Annotated in this window: 16 protein-coding genes; 8 read left to right on the top strand and 8 right to left on the bottom strand. The window is 69.7% G+C overall.

What is annotated here, in order from left to right; all coding sequences use genetic code 11:
* Nucleotides 1-17 precede the first annotated feature (17 nt).
* Nucleotides 18-902, top strand: a complete 885-nt coding sequence (locus AC07PR_RS17930; RefSeq protein ID WP_495136095.1) for a cytochrome c oxidase subunit 3 — start codon at nt 18-20, stop codon at nt 900-902.
* Between the two features lie 129 nt (nt 903-1031).
* Here AC07PR_RS17930 and AC07PR_RS17925 read toward each other — a convergent pair whose 3' ends face one another.
* Entirely contained in the window at nt 1032-1241 is a 210-nt protein-coding gene (locus AC07PR_RS17925) for a DUF2909 domain-containing protein (RefSeq protein WP_297529916.1), read from the bottom strand.
* Between the two features lie 67 nt (nt 1242-1308).
* Between AC07PR_RS17925 and AC07PR_RS17920 the strand changes: the two genes are divergently transcribed.
* From AC07PR_RS17920 to AC07PR_RS17900, 5 genes are read left to right on the top strand one after another with little or no spacing between them, the layout of a single operon-like run.
* On the top strand, nt 1309-2091 hold the full coding sequence (locus tag AC07PR_RS17920; RefSeq protein WP_495136094.1) for an SURF1 family protein: 783 nt from the start codon (nt 1309-1311) through the stop codon (nt 2089-2091).
* A complete protein-coding gene (locus AC07PR_RS17915) occupies nt 2072-2800 on the top strand; it encodes an SCO family protein (RefSeq protein ID WP_495136093.1) in 729 nt (242 codons plus the stop codon). The genes AC07PR_RS17920 and AC07PR_RS17915 overlap by 20 nt, the downstream gene beginning before the upstream one ends.
* Before the next feature lie 19 nt (nt 2801-2819).
* Nucleotides 2820-4025 carry a COX15/CtaA family protein gene (locus AC07PR_RS17910; protein ID WP_495136092.1) on the top strand — a complete coding sequence of 402 codons (1206 nt, stop codon included), beginning with the start codon at nt 2820-2822 and terminating at the stop codon, nt 4023-4025.
* Entirely contained in the window at nt 4022-4930 is a 909-nt protein-coding gene (gene cyoE / locus AC07PR_RS17905; RefSeq protein ID WP_431100122.1) for a heme o synthase, read from the top strand. Before AC07PR_RS17910 ends, cyoE begins: the two co-directional genes overlap by 4 nt.
* Nucleotides 4931-4973: 43 nt before the next feature.
* Nucleotides 4974-5594, top strand: a complete 621-nt coding sequence (locus AC07PR_RS17900) for an SCO family protein (RefSeq protein WP_483107799.1) — start codon at nt 4974-4976, stop codon at nt 5592-5594.
* Between the two features lie 183 nt (nt 5595-5777).
* Here AC07PR_RS17900 and rpoH read toward each other — a convergent pair whose 3' ends face one another.
* From rpoH to AC07PR_RS17875, 5 genes are all read right to left on the bottom strand, one after another.
* Nucleotides 5778-6692, bottom strand: coding sequence for an RNA polymerase sigma factor RpoH (gene rpoH / locus AC07PR_RS17895; RefSeq protein WP_377160321.1), 915 nt, complete (start codon nt 6690-6692; stop codon nt 5778-5780).
* Between the two features lie 157 nt (nt 6693-6849).
* Entirely contained in the window at nt 6850-9666 is a 2817-nt protein-coding gene (locus AC07PR_RS17890; RefSeq protein WP_495136091.1) for a CHASE domain-containing protein, read from the bottom strand.
* 147 nt (nt 9667-9813) lie between these two features.
* Nucleotides 9814-11244: an efflux transporter outer membrane subunit gene (locus tag AC07PR_RS17885; RefSeq protein ID WP_495136268.1), complete on the bottom strand. Its 1431-nt coding sequence runs from the start codon at nt 11242-11244 to the stop codon at nt 9814-9816.
* A 118-nt stretch (nt 11245-11362) separates the two neighbouring features.
* Nucleotides 11363-12976, bottom strand: a complete 1614-nt coding sequence (locus AC07PR_RS17880; protein ID WP_377161740.1) for an MDR family MFS transporter — start codon at nt 12974-12976, stop codon at nt 11363-11365.
* Between the two features lie 28 nt (nt 12977-13004).
* A complete protein-coding gene (locus tag AC07PR_RS17875; RefSeq protein ID WP_495136090.1) occupies nt 13005-14099 on the bottom strand; it encodes an HlyD family secretion protein in 1095 nt (364 codons plus the stop codon).
* A 107-nt stretch (nt 14100-14206) separates the two neighbouring features.
* Here AC07PR_RS17875 and AC07PR_RS17870 point away from each other — a divergent pair, with 107 nt between their 5' ends.
* Both AC07PR_RS17870 and AC07PR_RS17865 read left to right on the top strand, forming a co-directional pair.
* Nucleotides 14207-14938 (top strand): CerR family C-terminal domain-containing protein, encoded by a 732-nt coding sequence (locus tag AC07PR_RS17870; RefSeq protein WP_377160327.1) that lies wholly within the window; start codon nt 14207-14209, stop codon nt 14936-14938.
* A 177-nt stretch (nt 14939-15115) separates the two neighbouring features.
* On the top strand, nt 15116-15529 hold the full coding sequence (locus AC07PR_RS17865; protein ID WP_495136089.1) for a VOC family protein: 414 nt from the start codon (nt 15116-15118) through the stop codon (nt 15527-15529).
* Between the two features lie 32 nt (nt 15530-15561).
* Here AC07PR_RS17865 and AC07PR_RS17860 read toward each other — a convergent pair whose 3' ends face one another.
* Both AC07PR_RS17860 and AC07PR_RS17855 read right to left on the bottom strand, forming a co-directional pair.
* Entirely contained in the window at nt 15562-15864 is a 303-nt protein-coding gene (locus AC07PR_RS17860) for a putative quinol monooxygenase (protein WP_495136088.1), read from the bottom strand.
* Entirely contained in the window at nt 15861-16541 is a 681-nt protein-coding gene (locus AC07PR_RS17855; protein ID WP_495136087.1) for a type 1 glutamine amidotransferase domain-containing protein, read from the bottom strand. Before AC07PR_RS17855 ends, AC07PR_RS17860 begins: the two co-directional genes overlap by 4 nt.
* Nucleotides 16542-16637 lie beyond the last annotated feature (96 nt).

The raw sequence follows: 16637 nt of genomic DNA, 5'->3' as shown, positions 1-16637 counted from the left end.
TTCGAGGAGAAGAACGCATGTCGGCAACGACGACTCATGGCAACACGCCTTATTACTTCGTGCCTGGCCCTTCGCGGCATCCGGCGATGGCCGCGTTCGGCCTGTTCTGGGTGATCCTGGGCGCGGGCCAGTGGATCAACGGCCATGACTGGGGCAAGTGGTCGCTGCTGTTCGGGCTGCTGTGGTGGGCGTTCACGCTCAAGCAGTGGTTCGGCGACGCGATCCGCGAGAGCGAAAGCGGCCAGTACAGCGACCGCATCGACCTCTCGTTCCGCTGGAGCATGGGCTGGTTCATCTTCTCGGAGGTGATGTTCTTCGCGGCCTTCTTCGGCGCGCTGTTCTGGTCGCGCGGCTACAGCATCCCGACGCTGGGCAGCCTGGACAACGCGCTGCTGTGGCCCGACTTCAACGGCCTGTGGCCCAGCGTCGCGGCGGGCGCGACGGCCTCGCCGGCGGGCACCGTGGACGCGTTCGCGACGATGGGCCCGTGGCCGATCCCGACGATCAACACCGCGCTGCTGCTGACCTCGGGCATCACGCTGACCATCGCGCACCATGCGCTGATCGCCGGCCACCGCGCCAAGACGATCGCCTGGATGTGGATCACCGTGATCCTGGGCGTGACCTTCCTGGGCTTCCAGGGCTACGAGTACTTCCACGCGTACCACGAGCTCAACCTGAAGCTGAACTCGGGCATCTTCGGCTCGACCTTCTTCATGCTGACGGGCTTCCACGGCTTCCACGTGTTCGTCGGCATGCTGATGCTGCTGTTCATCACGCTGCGGCTGATGAAGGGGCACTTCACGCCCGACCGCCACTTCGGCTTCGAGGGCGCGGCCTGGTACTGGCACTTCGTGGACGTGGTGTGGCTGGGCCTCTACGTCATCGTCTACTGGATGTGACCGCGCCGCGCGGCGCGATCCCCTGAACGACAAAGCGCCGCTCGATGCGGCGCTTTTCTTTTGCGGCGGTCCGGTCGGCGACCGGAAGGGGCGGTCGGATCAGGCGATGATCGACCGCCGGTCAGGGGCTCACTTCCCGATCGGCAGGCCCGTGGGATGGATCCATCCCATCCAGGCGCTGAAGAGGATGAACAGGAACAGCGCCACCGACAGCCCGACGCGCACCGCCAGCGCGCGGGCCATGGTGGCCTTGCCCTTCTGCTTGCGCAGCATCAGGATGCCGGCCGAGAAGAGCGCGGCCAGGATGCCGATGAACGCGATGAGGACGATGACTTTCATGGCGGACGATTATTCCCACCCGGCCCCGTCGGGGCCATCGGGCCGGGCCCGAAGGCGTCACGCCGTCGTGGTGATCGCGACGATCGCCGGCGTGGCGGCGACGCTGTCGCTCGGGACCTGGCAACTCGATCGGGCCGATCAGAAAAAGACGATGCAGCGGGCGATCGACGAACGCGGTCAGGAAGCGCCGCTCGCGACGGCCACGCTGCCGCGGGCGGACCAGGCGCCGCCGCCCACGCTCGAGCACCGCCGTGCGACGCTCACCGGCCAGTGGGACACGGCGCACACGATCTACCTCGACAACCGCGTGATGGACGGCCACACCGGCTTCTACGTGGTGACGCCGCTGAAGCTCGCGGGTCGCAGCGACGCGATCCTCGTGCAGCGCGGCTGGGGTCCGCGCAATGCGGCGCAGCGCGAGGCGCTGCCGCCGGTGTCGACCCCGACGGGCGAGGTGCGGATCGAAGGCCGCCTGGCGGCCTCCGTGTCGAAGGCCTATGCGCTGGGCCGGGACGCGGAGACCGGGCCGATCCGGCAGAATGTCGACCTCGCGGCCTTGCAGGCCGAGACCGGTCTGCGGCTGCTGCCGCTGGTGCTGCTCCAGACGGAGCCGGACCGGGTGGCGCCGCCGGACCGCGCGGCCCCCGCGACGCCAGCCGCCGACGGTCTGCAACGACACTGGCCACCGCCCGCGGTCGATGTCCACAAGCATTACGGGTACGCGTTTCAATGGTTTGCGCTCGCGGCGCTGATCCTGGGTCTTTATGTCTGGTTCCAAGTCCTCGCTCCCTACCGCGCTGGCCGAGCCGCCCGTGCCACCAAGGTCTCCGATGAACAGCGTGATGCGTGACGAGCACGACCACGGCGGCGATGCCGCCCCGGCGCCCATCGACACGCCGCTGCCGCCGGACGGTCCGGTGACGATGGCCGTCCATTCGGTGCCGATGCCCGACCTCGATCCTCCGAAGCGCACGCGCTGGACGCTGTGGCTGGTGCTGCTGGTCTGCGCGGCGCCGGTGATCGCGTCGTACTTCAGCTTCTACGTGCTGGACCTGCGCGGTCGCGCCTACAGCGACCTGATCACGCCGACGCGCGATCTGCCGGCCGCGATGCCGCTGACGACGCTGCAGGGCGCGCCGGTGGCGGCCGAATCGCTCAAGGGCCAATGGCTGCTGACCTATGTGCCGGACCGCGCCTGCGACGAGGCCTGCGAGCGCATGCTCTTCATGCAGCGCCAGCTGCGCGAGATGCTCGGCAAGGACCGCGACAAGCTCGACAAGCTGGTGCTGCTGCCCGACGACGTCACGCTGACGTCCGCGCAGATCGACGCGTTGACCGGCCACGGCGCGCCGGCGACGGTGCTGCGCGCGCCGCGTGCCGCGATCGAAGGCTGGCTGATGGCTGCACCAGGGCGTCGGATGGGCGAGCACCTGTTCCTGGTCGATCCGATGGGGCGCTGGATGCTGCGCTCGCCGGCGACGCCGGAGCCCTCGCCGCTGAAGAAGGACCTCGAGCGCCTGATGCGCGCCAACGCCGGCTGGGACAAGCCGGGCCGGTGATGAAGAGGACGGCCCGCGCATGAACGGATTGGCGATCGGTTTCGATTTCGAGCCGCTGCTGGAGCTGCTGGCGATGGCTGCGCTCGTCGGCGCGGTGCCGCTGGTCTGGTGGCAGTGGCGACATCGCGGCGACGCCGCGGCGAAGCGGCTGCGCGCGCTGACGGTGCTCGCGACCTTCCTGACCTTCGACCTGATTTTGATCGGCGCGCTGACGCGGCTGACCGATTCCGGCCTCGGCTGCCCGGACTGGCCGGGCTGCTACGGCAGCGCCTCGCCGATCGGCGCGAGCGCCGAGATCCTCGCCGCGCAGACGGCGATGCCGACCGGGCCGGTGACGCATGGCAAGGCATGGATGGAGATGCTGCATCGCTACATGGCGGGTGGCGTCGGTTTCCTGCTCGTGGTGCTGGCGGTCCTGAGCTGGGGGGTGTGGCGGCGAGGCCGCCGCACCGGCGAGGCAACGCCGTCGCCGTGGTGGGCGACGCTGTCGCTCGTCTGGGTCGTGGTGCAGGGCTTCTTCGGCGCCTGGACGGTGACGATGAAGCTCTTCCCCGCGATCGTGACGACGCATCTGCTGCTGGCGCTCGGATTGCTGATGCTGCTGGCCTGGCAGGCCGAGTCCTACGCGCCGAAGCCGCTGGCCTGGTCCACCGGCCTGAGACGTGCATTCATGGCATTCACGGCGCTGGCGATCGCGCAGGTGGCGCTGGGCGGCTGGGTCAGCACGAACTACGCGGTGCTGGCCTGCCAGGACTTTCCGACCTGCCAGGGACAATGGCTGCCGCCGACCGACTTCGAACACGGCTTCACGCTGTGGCGCGAGCTGGGCCGCGGCGCCCACGGCGGCTGGTTGCCGTTCGAGGCGCTGACGGCGATCCACCTGGCGCATCGCGGTGGCGCGATGATCGTGTTCGCCGCGCTGCTGGCGCTGGCCTGGGCCTTGTGGCGCCAGGGCGGCACCGGCACCGGCGCCGGCGGTGATGGCCTCGAAGCCCGACGCTGGGCGCGCCGCCTGCTGGCGGTCGGCGCGTGGCAACTGGCCTCCGGCCTTTCCAACGTGGTGCTGGGGTGGCCGCTGGTGGCCGCGCTGGCCCATACCGGCGGCGCCGCGGCGCTGCTGCTGATGTGTGCGATCGTGCTGGCGCGGCTGCGTGCCGGCACGACCCGCAATGTGATCGAGCCGGCGCCCGTGCGCGCCGGCATCCTGACGATGGGTTCGAAATGAGTTCCGCGACGCAGGCCGCCATGCCCTCCCGCTGGTGGCAGTTCTACCAACTGACCAAGCCCAAGGTCGTGCAGCTGATCGTGTTCTGCGCGGTCATCGGCATGGCGCTGGCCATCCCCGGCCTGCCGCAGGGCGAGGAATGGGTGCGCCTGATCGCCGCCACTGGCGGCATCTGGCTGGTGGCGGGCGCGGCGGCGGCGTTCAACTGCCTGATCGAGCAGCACATCGACGCCAAGATGAAACGCACCGCGTGGCGTCCCACGGCGCGCGGCGAACTCAGCCGCAACCAGACGCTGCTGTTCTCGGGCGGGCTGTGCGCGCTGGGGTCGGCGATCCTGTACGCGCTGGTGAACCCGCTGACGATGTGGCTCACCTTCGCGACCTTCGTCGGCTACGCGATCATCTACACGGTGATCCTGAAGCCGATGACGCCGCAGAACATCGTGATCGGCGGCGCCTCCGGGGCGATGCCGCCGGTGTTGGGCTGGGCGGCGATGCGCGGCGAGCTCGGCGCCGAAGCCTGGCTGATGTGCCTGATCATCTTCCTGTGGACGCCGCCGCACTTCTGGGCGCTGGCGCTGTACCGCAGCGAGGACTACCGCAAGGCCGGGCTGCCGATGCTGCCGGTGACGCACGGCAACGAGTTCACGCGGCTGCAGATCTTCCTCTACACCTGGGTGCTGTTCGCGGCGACGCTGCTGCCCTTCCTGACGGGCATGAGCGGCTGGATCTACCTGGCCGCGGCCATCGTGCTGGGGCTGATGTTCTGCCATCACGCGTTCAAGCTGTGGAAGGCCTATTCGGAAGCGCTGGCGCGCAAGACCTTCCTGTTCTCGATCCTGCATCTGTCGCTGCTCTTCGGCGCGCTGCTGCTCGATCACTACGTCAGTCCCTGGATCAGTTGAGCCGCCTCGGCGCTCGAAACCTTCTTTCGGATCGGATGTGCTGATGATCTCGCGACGTTTTCTGGGCCTCGGCGCCTTGGGGGCCCTGGGTGCGGCGACGCTGCTGGCGGGCTGCGACAAGCTGGGCTTCTCTTCCGCGCCGAAGGCGAGCTTCCAGGGCGTGGACCTGACCGGCGCGGCGTATGCGCGCGGCTTCAGCCTGCCCGACCAGAACGGGAAGACCCGCACTCTGGAAGACTTCAAGGGCAAGGTCGTGGTCGTGTTCTTCGGCTTCACGCAGTGTCCCGACGTCTGCCCGACCACGCTGGCCGAACTGGCGCAGGTCAAGAAGGCCCTCGGGCCAGAGGGCGACAAGGTCCAGGGCGTGTTCATCACCGTGGATCCGGAACGCGACAAGCCCGAACTGCTGAAGGCCTACCTCGAAAGCTTCGACCCCGGCTTCGTCGCGCTGCGCGGCTCGCCGGAGCAGCTCAAGGAAACGGCCAAGGAGTTCAAGATCTACTACGCCAAGGTGCCTGGGAAGACACCGGACAGCTACACGATGGACCACACGGCGGCGAGCTTCCTGTTCGATCCGCAAGGGCGCGTGCGGGTGTTCTCGCGCTATGGCGCGGGAGCGTCGGCGTTGATGGGCGACATCAAGGCGCTGATCGCCGGGCAATGAACGAGCGCTCGGCCTGCGGGGCCAGGGGGTTGGCCCTCATACGTCTCGCAGGCTCCACAAATCGGGCCAACCCCCTGGCCCCGCAGGCCTCAGGGACGAGGCGTTGACATCCGAAAGACGAAGGCCCCGCAGTGCGGGGCCTTCTTCATGGGGCATCGATCAGGGGATCGAGCGGCTTTCCGATCAAGCGGCTTCCGCCACCATCGCCTTGCGCATCTTCTTCATCGCGGCGACTTCGATCTGCCGGATGCGTTCCGCAGACACGTTGTACTCGGCCGCCAGCTCGTGCAGCGTCATGCCGCCGGACCCGTCGTCGTTGACGTTCAGGTAGCGCTCCGTGACCACGCGGCGGCTGCGGTCGTCGAGCTGCTCCAGCGCCTTCTGCAGGCCGTCGGTGGCCAGCCGGTCGCGTGACTTGGACTCGATCACCCGCGTCGGTTCCTGCGTGTCGTCCGCCAGGTAGGCGATCGGCGCGAAGGTCTCGCCGTCGTCGTCGGTCTGCGGCTCCAGCGCCACGTCACCGCCGGACAGGCGCGTCTCCATCTCGACCACGTCCTCGGGCTTGACGTTGAGCTCTTCCGCCACCAGGGCGATCTCGGCTTCCGTCAGCGAGGTGCGCTGCTGGTTCGCGGCGTGTTCCTTGAGCGCGTGCTTCTTCGAGCGCAGGTTGAAGAACAGCTTGCGCTGCGCCTTGGTCGTCGCGACCTTGACCATGCGCCAGTTCTTCAGGATGTACTCGTGGATCTCGGCCTTGATCCAGTGCATCGCGTACGACACCAGTCGCACGTTCTGCTCCGGATCGAAGCGCTTGACCGCCTTCATCAGGCCGACATTGCCTTCCTGGATCAGGTCGCCCTGCGGCAGGCCGTAGCCCAGGTACTGGCGCGAGATCGACACCACCAGCCGCAGGTGCGACAGCACCAGCCGGCCCGCGGCGTCCACGTCGCCATGCGTCTTCAGACGCGTGGCGTAATCCTTCTCTTCTTCCGGCGTCAGCAGAGGAATGTGGTTGATCGCCGTGATGTACGCATCCAGGTTCCCGAGCGATGGCACCAGGGACCAGGGATCGCGGACCTTCAATGCAAGGGTGTTGGACATGTGTTCGTTGCTCCTGTATCGGGCCGGTCCTCCGGCTCGACGCTGAGAATATTAGCACTCATGGACGATGAGTGCTAAGGCTCCGGAAATCGGACGCGTCACGGGAGGGCTACCCCTGAAACCGAGTGTGTGCCTGCCGTCTTAGGATCCACTTAAGTCATTGATCTACCGAAGAAATCGGCAGCTCAAAGCTGAACGTCGCCCCCTCGCCGGCGGTGCTGGCGACCCGCAACTGGCTGCCCATCAGCGCCAGCAGCCGCTGGGTGATCACCAGCCCGATCCCCGTGCCTTCGATGCCGCCGACCTCCCGGCCCAGGCGGTTGAACGGCTGGAACAGCTGCGCCTTCTGCGCCTCGGTCAGCCCCGGCCCGGAGTCGGTGACGCTCAGTTCAACCTGCGAATCCCCGACCCGTCGCGCCCGGAGCCAGACGCGTCCGCCGTCGTGGTTGTACTTGACGGCGTTGCTGAGCAGGTTGGTCAGCACCTGCTTGAGGCGGGTCGCGTCGGCGCGCACCCGGCCGACCTCGGGGGCCAGTTCGACCTCGATGCTCACCCCGCGTCGCTGGCGCTGGGTCTCGATCATGGCGAGGCTGTCCGACGCGATCGGCGCCAGGTCCTGGTCGTCGATCTGCACGCGCAGGCCGCCGGCGTCCAGCCGCGAGAGGTCCAGGGTGTCGTTGATCATCTCCAGCAGGTGCCAGCCCGACTGCTGGATCTGCGCCAGCCAGCCGCGCTGCCGGGCGCTGAGCGTCGACCCGAGGTCCGACTCCAGCAGTTGCGAGAAGCCGAGCATCGCGTTCAGCGGCGTGCGCAGCTCGTGGCTCATCCGGGACAGGAACTCGTTCTTGGCGCGGTTGGCGGCCAATTCGGCCTCATGGATGCGCTCCAGCTCGGCCAGCCGGAGCTGTTCGCCGATGTCCTCGACGACGCCCAGCAGTCGTGACGGCCGGCCCTGCGCGTCGCGCAGCAGGCTGACGGTGGCCCGGACCGTGATCACCTGACCCTGGCCGCCGATGTAGCGCTTGATGCGGCTGTAGCGGCCGAGTTCGCCCCGGATCAGCGCCATGCCCAGCCGGCTGTCCTCGGCCCGGTCCTCGGGGTGGGTGATCGCCATGATCGAGCGCGCCTGCAACTGCTCGACGCTCATGCCCAGCAGCTGGCAGAAATAGGGGTTGATCTCCTGCGGCCGCGCGTTGAGGTCGCAGGAGACGACGCCGATCGGCGCGTGCTCGACGATGGTCCGGAAACGCTCCTCGCTGGCGCGCAGGCGCTGGGTGGCTTCCTCGACCCGGCGCGCCACCCGCGCGGTGCTGCCGGTGACCGAGAGCAGCAGCAGGCCCAGCAGCGCGGTGCCGGCCAGCCCCGCGATCGCGAAGGGCAGGGCGGCGCTGCCGTCCAGGGTCGGCAGTCCGGACGGGTTGTAGACGATCAGGCGCCAGGCCCGGCCGGCGAAATCGAAGTCTCGGGATCGGCTGGGGAGCGCGGCGGGCAGGTGCAGGCAACGCTCGTCGCCGGCCAGCAGCGGACGGCGGCTTCCGGACGTGGCGTCGATGAGGCAGTAATCGAGCCGGCCTGCGCGAGCCGGCAGCGCATCGTGCAGCAGCGCCTCCGGGCGCAGCGTCGCGAAAGCCACGCCGGTGGGTTTGCGGGCGCGGCCGGCGGCGTCGCGCGGATCGGTGGAGCCGCCCTCGTAGAGCGCGCGGTAGACCACGACGCCCATCAGCGTCACGCCGGCGTCCTGCGACAGCGGGAAGCTTTCGCTGGCCGACGGCTCGCCGGTGGCCATCGCGCGCTCCTGCGCGGCGCGGGCCTGCGGGATGTTGCGGATGTTGGCGCCCATCGCCGGCCGGTTGCGCGCGAACGGCGCGATGAGGCGGATCGGCAGCCTGTCCTCGGCCGGGTCGGGGGTCAGGTCGCCGGGCCGGCGTCGTTCGTAGACGCGATAACCGACGTAGCCGTCGGCCTGGGCCGCCCGTTCGAACGTGGGCACCTCCTGCGGACGCACGAGCGGCGCCCAGCCCACCGCGTACACGGCGCCGCCCGCGCGGGCGCGCTCGGCATGGGCGCGTTCGAAGTCTCCGCGGCTGATGTCCGGCGCGACCAGCAGCAGGCTGTGGTTGGCCTCGAGCGCGGTCAACGGCATCGACAGCTTGTCGGACAGCGAGTTCAGTGCATTCACCGCTTCGAGTTCGAAGGCATGGCGCCGGCGTCCATCCTCGTTGCGCGCGACATGCAGCGTGGCGCCGAACAGCAAGGCGCACGCGACCAGCATCGGCAGGGCGACGCTCAGTCGTCGCGGCGCCCAGTGCTTGCGCGGCAGGCCGAACAGCGCCAGCGCCACCGGCGCGCCGATCAGCACGCCGATCGCGTCGCCGACCCACCACGCGAGCCAATGCGGCAGGACCTGCGACGGCCCGATCGCACCGGTGATCCACAGCGCCGCGACGCCGAAGCTCGGTGCGACGAGGCAGGCGATGCCGGCGGTCGCGGCGAGGAAGCGCATGAGTTCGGCGGGTTCGCACAGCGGCGGGTTCGCGCCGATCCAGCGTCGCGCGAGCCACGCGCCCAGCCACGCCTGCAGCGCGCCGCCAAGGCCGACCATCAAGGGCTGCAGCGGTTGAAGATGCGCGCGCTCGACGCCGATCGCCAGGCTGACCGCCGCGCCCCCGATCGCGATGCCCGGCAGCGCGCCGGGGCCCCAACGCAAGGCAGCGGCGACGGCGAGGCCGGCGGCGGGATAGATGGGGGAGACGAAGTCGGGCGGCAGGATCAGCTTGAGCGCCAGCACGCCGAGCGCGGCGTAGGCCACCGCAAGAGCGAAGTTCAGCAGCACCAGCCGGACGGTCCCGCCCGGCGCGCCCGGTGGCGGATCCCCGCTGCCCTGATCGAGCGCGAGCGCGATGGAGGCGGACGTGGCGGGCGCAGCGCCCGCGGCGTTCGTGGCGGCCGGAGCGGGGGAGGACGCGTCGGTCATGAACGCCAGCCTACCCTTGCAACGACGCGCCCGATATGCCGGAATGCCCCCCGGATCGGGCGCTTGTCCTGGGAAACCAACGAGGCGCCCCGCCGCCGGCGTCGCGGCGGCCGAGGCCCGATCGCGCCAAGGTCGGCGGTGGCGGCCTCAGGCCGGCAGGTCCCAGCCCAGGCCCAGGCTCTTCTGCAGCGCGACGAAGTCCTTCAGCAACGCGGACTCGCCGTCCAGCGCCTTGAGTCGCGCGTCGATGTCGCGGCGCTGCGCGTCGAGCAGGTCGATCTGGCTCGCGACGCCGGCCTGGCGGCGTTGCCCTGTCAGATCGAGTGTCCGCGCCGTCGAGCCCCGCTGCGCGAGCAGATGCTGCACCGACTGACGCTGCCGGCCGAAGCGCGCCAGCGAGGTGTTGGCGTCCTGCAGCGCGCCGAGCACGGCGGACTGGTAGTTGGCGACGGCCTCGTCGCGGCCCGCCTCGGCCTCGCGCACGGCGGCGGCGGTGCGGCCGAAGTCGAGGACGTTCCAGCTCAGGTACGGCACGGCGGCGAGGGCCAGGTTGTCCGTCCGCAGCAACTTGCCGGGCTCGGTGCCGGCGACGCCGATGTTGCCCAGCAGGCTGAGCTTGGGGAAGTACTTCGCCGTCTCCTGGCCGATCTGCGCCGTGCGGCCGGCCAGGCGGCGCTCGGCCGCGCGGATGTCCGGACGGCGCTGCAGCAGCGCGGCGGGATCGCCGATGGCGACGCGGTCCGGCGCGTGCGGCAGCGCGGGCGTGGCGGCGGCCAGCGCGTCATCGAGCGTGCCCGGCGCCTGTCCCGTCAGCAGCGCGAGTCGGTCGAGCGAGGCGGCGATCTCCGCGGCCACGTCGGCCAGCGAAGCCTGCGTCGCCTCGGCCTGCTGGGCGCGTTGCTCGACATCGTCGGCGGTGGCGACGCCCTGGTCGCGCCGCTGGCGGACCAGCGTCAGCGCCTGCGCGTCGACCGCGGCCGTGTCGCGCAGCAGCGCCTGCCGGGCTTGCTGGGCGCGCAGGCCGACGTAGGTGGACGCGACTTCGGCCGTCAGCGACACCTGCGCATCGGCCAGGTCCGCCTGCACCGCCTGCGCCTGCGCCGAGGCGGACTCGACCGCGCGGCGCGTGCCGCCGAAGAGATCCACTTCCCAGGTCGCATCGAAACCGACGCTGTAGAGATGAAGCGAAGTCTCGTGGTCGGTGCCCGGGCCTTGCCAGACGCCGGCGCCGAGCGCCGACGCCGAGCCCTTCGGGCGGCCGTTGGCCTCCTGCGCGTTGAAAGCGGCACGCGCCGAACGCAGGCGTGCCTCGGCGGCCTGCAGCGTGGGGCTCTGCCTCAGCGCCTGCACGACGAGGGCGTCGAGCGTGCTGTCGTCGAGCGCACGCCACCAGCGCGACGCGACGGGCGCAGAGGCGTCGGTGGATGCGCCGGCAGACGCGCCTGCGGTCGCGCTGATGGACGCGCCGCTGGTCGCGTCATCGCGTTTGAAGCGCGTCTGCCGGAGCGCGTCGCTCGCGACGGCGGGCGCGCTTTGGTAGTCGGGACCGACCGTGGTGCAGCCGGCGAGCAGCAGCATGGCCGCGGCGGCGGCCACGGCCGACAGCGTCGTGACCGTGGTGAGCCCGACGCGGAGCGGGCTGGGCCATCGCACGCGGGGCAGGAGGGAGACGTGTGGGAAGTGGGTCATGAGGATCTCAATGGGCGTCGTTGGACGCCGGTGCCTGGCCGGGCTGCCTTGGCGTCCTGAGCGTCAGCGCGAGCGGCACGCAGAGCAGCAGCGCGGCCGCGAGCACGTAGAAGGTTTCGGAGAAGGTCATCACGCTGGCCTGCTGATGGACGGTGAGCACCAGTTCCTTCATCGCCTGCAGTTGCGCGTAGGCGAGGTCGCCCCCCTGCGCGAAGTGGCTGGCCGCGCTGCCGGCGAGCCGTTCCTGGACCAGCGTCGAATTCGCGTTGAGCGTCTCGCCCAGCCGATCGATGTGCAGGCTGTTGCGTCGGTCGATGAAGGTGCCGATGACGGCGAGTCCCACCGAGCCGCCCAGGTTGCGCGCCATGTTGTAGATGCCGGCGGCGTCGCCCGATTCCTCGCGCGTGACCGTCGCCATCGAGGCCTGGTTGAGCGGCATCATGCAGAGCATCTGCCCGACGCCGCGCAGCAGCTGCGAGCCGACGAAGTCGTGGCCGACGCTCTGGGCGGTGAGGCTGATGTCGAGCAGGCAGCTCGCGGCGAAGGCCGTGAGTCCGAGGATCACCATCACGCGCAGGTCCACGCGCGAGATCAGCCGCGGCAGGATGGGCATCATCAGGAAGGCAGGCACGCCGGCCAGCAGCATGATCGCGCCCGACTGCTGCGCGTTGTAGCCGGCGATCAACGCGAGGAACTGCGGCACCAGGTAGGAGATGCAGTACAGCCCCGCGCCGACGGTGAACACGATGACGATGACGCTGGCGTAGTGCCAGTTGCGCATCAGTTTCAAGCGCAGGATGGGCCTGGACGCGTAGCGCTGCGAGAGCGCGATCATCGCCATGCCGATCGCCGAGACCAGGCTCAGCGACACGATCAGCGAGGACTCGAACCAGCGTTCGCGCTGGCCTTCCTCGAGCACGACGGTCAGCGTCGACAGGCCGACCGCGAGGCCCACGATGCCGAGCCAGTCGGCGCGGATGAACTCCTCCAGGTGCATGCGCTGCGCGGGCAGTCCCAGCAGCAGCAGCGTCAGCAGCGCGGCGCAGACCGGCACGTTGATGAAGAAGCACCAGTGCCAGCTGGCGTTCTCGGTCAGCCAGCCGCCGAGCACCGGGCCCAGCAGCGGCCCGAGCAGCACGATCAACCCGAACAGCGTCATGCCGACGGGAAGCTGATGGCGCGGCAGCCGCGTGCGGATGATGGTCTGCGCGGTGGGGATCATCGCGCCGCCGGTGAAGCCCTGACCGATGCGGGCGAGGATCAGCATCGGCAGGCTGCCCGAGAGGCCGCACAGCACCGAGAAGAAGGTGAACAGCGCCGCGTTGCCGACCAGGAAGTTGCGCAGCCCGAAGACGCGCGTGAGCCACGCGGCCAGCGGGATCATGACGATCTCCGACATCAGATAGCCGGTGGAGATCCAGGTGCCCTCGGTGCCGGTCGCGCCGATCGCGCCCTGAATCTGCGGCAGCGCCGAGTTGGTGATGGAGATGTCCAGCGTCGCCATCAGCGCGCCGAGCGCGCCGGCCGCGACGGCGATCCAGTCGCCCGTGCCGGCGTTGGGCTCGGCGTGCGGTGTCGCGCCGGCCGCGCGCGGCGGACCTTGCGTGCTTGGTGCACCCATTGCACCCGGCGCGGCCGACGATGCGGCCTCAGCCATGGCGGGCTCCGCGGGTGTCCACGTCGGTCGTCACGGAGAGTCCGGGCAGCAGGCGGTCGCGCAGCGTCGGGTCCGCCTTCGGATCGAGCTGCACGCGGATGCGCACCGGCACGCGCTGGACGATCTTCGTGAAGTTGCCGGTGGCGTTCTCCGAGGGCAGCAGCGCGAACTGCGCGCCGGTGCCGGGCGAGAAGCTCTCGACGGTGCCGTGCAGGTCCAGGTCGGGCAGGGCGTCGACGTGCAGCGTCACCGGCTGGCCGGCGCGCATGCGGCCGATCTGCGTCTCCTTGAAGTTGGCGACGAGGTAGACGTCCTGCGTCGGCACGACGGTCATCATCCGCGTGCCCGGCTGCACGAACTGCCCGACGCGCACGGTGGTGTCGCCGATGCGGCCGTCGATGGCGGCACGCACGACGGTGTCGTCGACGTCGAGGTGGTTCTGGCGCAGCGCGGCCTCGGCGGCCTCGACCTGCGCCTTCGACTGCGCGACCTGCGCCTCGCTCGACTTCAACCGGCCATCGGCGGCCTTCACCGCGGCGTCGGCGGCGGCCAGGCTGGCGACGGCCTGGTCGCGCGTGTTGCGCAGCTCGGCCAGACGTTCGGCGGTCGTGGCGCCGGTGGCGGCCAGCGGCGTGTGGCGCGTGACCTCGTCCTGCGCATGCACCAGCGCCAGGCGCGAGGCCTCGGCCTGGGCGCGGGTCTGCGCGAGCTGGCCCTGCTGCTGGAGGATGTCCGCCTCGAAGCGGCGGATGTCCGCCTTGCGGCCGTCGATGGTCGCCTGCGACTGGTCGGCGGCGGCCTGGTACTGGCGGGCGTCCAGCTTCACGAGCGGATCGCCGCGCTTCACCGCCTGGTTGGCGACGACATAGACCTGCGTCACGTAGCCGCCGACCTTGGGCGCGGCGGTGACGCTGTCGGCCTTCAGGTAGGCGTCGTCGGTGGTCTCGATGAAGCGGCCGGTGGTCCACCAGTGCACGCCGTAGGCGCCGGCGGCGAGGAGCGCCGCGGCGGCGATCACCAGCAGCACGGGCTTGCGGCCGGAGAGGGACTTCGGCCCGTTCGGGCCGGCAGGGGTCTGGGACGACATGGGCGGGGCCGGGCAGACCGGCTCGAAGAATTATTCCGACCGATATCTTTTTCCAGTTGGAAGATTTCTGTCAACTGCTATATTTTTGACTTCAGCTTCCTTTACACATGACCGAACGCCCTGTCCGAGCTCCCCGACACCGCGCCGATGCCGCCTATGCACGCGGCGAGGAGACCCGTCGCCGCATCATCGACGTCGCGCTGCGGCTGTTCAGCGAGCGCGGTTTCGAAGGCGCGTCGACGCGGGAGATCGCCAAGGCGGCGGGGGTGAACGCGCCGGCGCTGCAGTACTACTTCGACAACAAGGAAGGCGTGTACCGGGCTTGCGCGCAGTACATCGCGGACAGCTCGGCGGCGCATTTCGGACCGGTGGTCGCGCAGACGAAGGCGGTACTCGCCGACCCGGCGGCGACGCCGGACCAGCTCTTCGAGGCCTTCGGCGTGATGCTGGACGCGCTGACCGATTTCCAGCTGCTGCCCGACGACGCCGAGTACCGCCGCCTGTTCATCGCGCACGAGCAGATCGGGCATGCGCCCGGCGTGCTGTTCGAGATCTTCGACAAGACGATCCGCCCGCAGATGGGTGAGCTGTCGGCGCGCGTGGTCGCGCGCTACTGCGGCATGCCGGAGAAGGACCCGCTGCTGGCGATGCGCGTGATGATGCTGTGCGGGCAGGTGATGGTGTTCTCGCTGGGGCGACGGACCATGCTGACCAAGCTCGGCTGGGAGCGCTTCGGGCCCGAGGAGGTCGCGACGATCAAGCGGTCCTCGCGCGAGCACAGCCGCGTGCTGATGGACAGCTGGCGCGAGGAGTCGCGCAAGAGCGCCGCCGGCCGCTGACGAAGGACGGTGTCCGCGCCTACGCTTATCGCGGCTCGCTACCGGGATCTGTCAGCAGACCCTGCTGCCACTCGCCTGCCATGCGTCTTCCTACATTGAACGGACCGGTCGCGACGGGCGTCGCCATGCAACGCGGCGCAGCGCGATCGGGCTTGTTCAACGATCCCAGGAACGACCATGGCACTGACCGTCACCACGCACCTCAACTTCCGCGCCCAGGCCCGCGAGGCACTCAACTTCTATCACCGCATCTTCGGCGGTGACCTGATGGCCGTGACCTACGGCGAGGCGCATGCCGCGCGATCCGAAGCCGATATCGCGCTGCTGCTGTTCGGGCAAGTCCTGGCACCGAGCGGTTTCCGCGTCATGGCCTACGACGTGCCGACCGAGCTGAGCTGGGACCGCGGCGACCGCTCGTTCTTCGTCTCCATCCAGAGCGGCGAGGCCGAGGAGATCTCGGGCTTCTGGCGGCAGTTGGCCGAGGGCGCCTCGATCCTGCAGGATCTCGCGCCCTCGGCCTGGTCGCCGCTCTACGGCATGCTCACCGACAAGTTCGGCGTGACCTGGGTACTCAACGTCGCCACGTCCTGACCGAAGCGCCGCTCGGCGACCCGAGGCGGGCGTCAGGCCTCCTGCCGCAGCAGTTCCACCTGGCGGCCACTCAGCAGCGGCAGGATGTGTTGCACCACCAGTTCCTTGTAGTGGGCCGAGGCGCGATGCGCCTCGATGGCGGCGTGGTCGGCGTAGCGCTCCAGCAGGAGCAGTTCGCCCGGGACGCCGACGCTCTGGAACGCCTCGTAGCCTTGGCATCCGGGCTCGGCCAGCGATTGCTCGCGCAGGCGGGCCACCAGCGCGAGGACCTCCGGTACCGTCTCCGGCGCCATGCGCCAGCGGGCGATGACCACGATCGGACCGCCGGCCCTCATGCCGCGTCCTTGTTCAAGGCGGCCACGATCTCCTTGGCCAGCGGGGCGCCGGACGCCGGGTTCTGACCCGTCATCAGGCGGCCGTCGACGACGACCTTGGGCTGCCACAAGTCGGCCTTCTCGTAGGTCGCGCCTTGCTCGACCAGCGCGCTCTCCAGCAGGAAGGGCACGTCGGCGATGGCATACCCTTCCTCTTCGGCGTTCGAGAACGCGGTGACGCGTCGACCCTTCAGGAAAGGCGTGCCGTCATCCAGTGTCGCGCCAGCGAAGGCGACCGGGCCGTGGCACACGGCGGAGACGATCTTGCCGCCGTTCCAGGCGCGGATCACCGCCTGCTTCACGTCGGGATCGGTCGCGATGTCGGCCATCGGGCCGAGGCCGCCGGGGAAGAAGATCGCGTCGTAGTCGAGCACGTCGACCTCCGACAGCTTGCGGCTGCGCGACATGCGGCGGAACGCCGCGCTCTCGCGGAAGGCGCGCTGCGCCGGGTCGCTCTCGTCATACGCGTCCGAGGGCGGCGTGCCGCCGAGCGGCGACACGAAATCGACGGCCACGCCGGCGTGGTCGAATACCTCGAACGGATGCGCCACCTCGGCGAAGAAGTAGCCGGTTGGGCGATGGTTCGGGCCGATCTGAGCGGTGTTGGTCAGAACGAAGAGGACATTCTTGACAGTCATGATGAGCTCCTTGGCGGTGCCCGCGTGGCGGGCGATTTGAGGGTCGTCGCTCCCCTGGGGGAGATGAATTTCGACGTCGCCAGGGAATGATGGGCG

The sequence above is a fragment of the Roseateles sp. GW821-FHT09H11 genome, assembly GCF_059415845.1.
The sequence above is the reverse complement of the archived record's forward strand: the minus strand, read 5'-3'. Positions and strand labels throughout refer to the sequence as shown.

Coding starts and splice junctions, on each gene's coding strand:
- AC07PR_RS17930 (WP_495136095.1), top strand. CDS start 18: ATGTCGGCAACGACGACTCATGGCAACACGCCTTATTACTTCGTGCCT.
- AC07PR_RS17925 (WP_297529916.1), bottom strand. CDS start 1,241: ATGAAAGTCATCGTCCTCATCGCGTTCATCGGCATCCTGGCCGCGCTC.
- AC07PR_RS17915 (WP_495136093.1), top strand. CDS start 2,072: ATGAACAGCGTGATGCGTGACGAGCACGACCACGGCGGCGATGCCGCC.
- AC07PR_RS17910 (WP_495136092.1), top strand. CDS start 2,820: ATGAACGGATTGGCGATCGGTTTCGATTTCGAGCCGCTGCTGGAGCTG.
- cyoE (WP_431100122.1), top strand. CDS start 4,022: ATGAGTTCCGCGACGCAGGCCGCCATGCCCTCCCGCTGGTGGCAGTTC.
- AC07PR_RS17900 (WP_483107799.1), top strand. CDS start 4,974: ATGATCTCGCGACGTTTTCTGGGCCTCGGCGCCTTGGGGGCCCTGGGT.
- rpoH (WP_377160321.1), bottom strand. CDS start 6,692: ATGTCCAACACCCTTGCATTGAAGGTCCGCGATCCCTGGTCCCTGGTG.
- AC07PR_RS17890 (WP_495136091.1), bottom strand. CDS start 9,666: ATGACCGACGCGTCCTCCCCCGCTCCGGCCGCCACGAACGCCGCGGGC.
- AC07PR_RS17885 (WP_495136268.1), bottom strand. CDS start 11,244: ATGCTGCTGCTCGCCGGCTGCACCACGGTCGGTCCCGACTACCAAAGC.
- AC07PR_RS17880 (WP_377161740.1), bottom strand. CDS start 12,976: ATGGGTGCACCAAGCACGCAAGGTCCGCCGCGCGCGGCCGGCGCGACA.
- AC07PR_RS17875 (WP_495136090.1), bottom strand. CDS start 14,099: ATGTCGTCCCAGACCCCTGCCGGCCCGAACGGGCCGAAGTCCCTCTCC.
- AC07PR_RS17870 (WP_377160327.1), top strand. CDS start 14,207: ATGACCGAACGCCCTGTCCGAGCTCCCCGACACCGCGCCGATGCCGCC.
- AC07PR_RS17865 (WP_495136089.1), top strand. CDS start 15,116: ATGGCACTGACCGTCACCACGCACCTCAACTTCCGCGCCCAGGCCCGC.
- AC07PR_RS17860 (WP_495136088.1), bottom strand. CDS start 15,864: ATGAGGGCCGGCGGTCCGATCGTGGTCATCGCCCGCTGGCGCATGGCG.
- AC07PR_RS17855 (WP_495136087.1), bottom strand. CDS start 16,541: ATGACTGTCAAGAATGTCCTCTTCGTTCTGACCAACACCGCTCAGATC.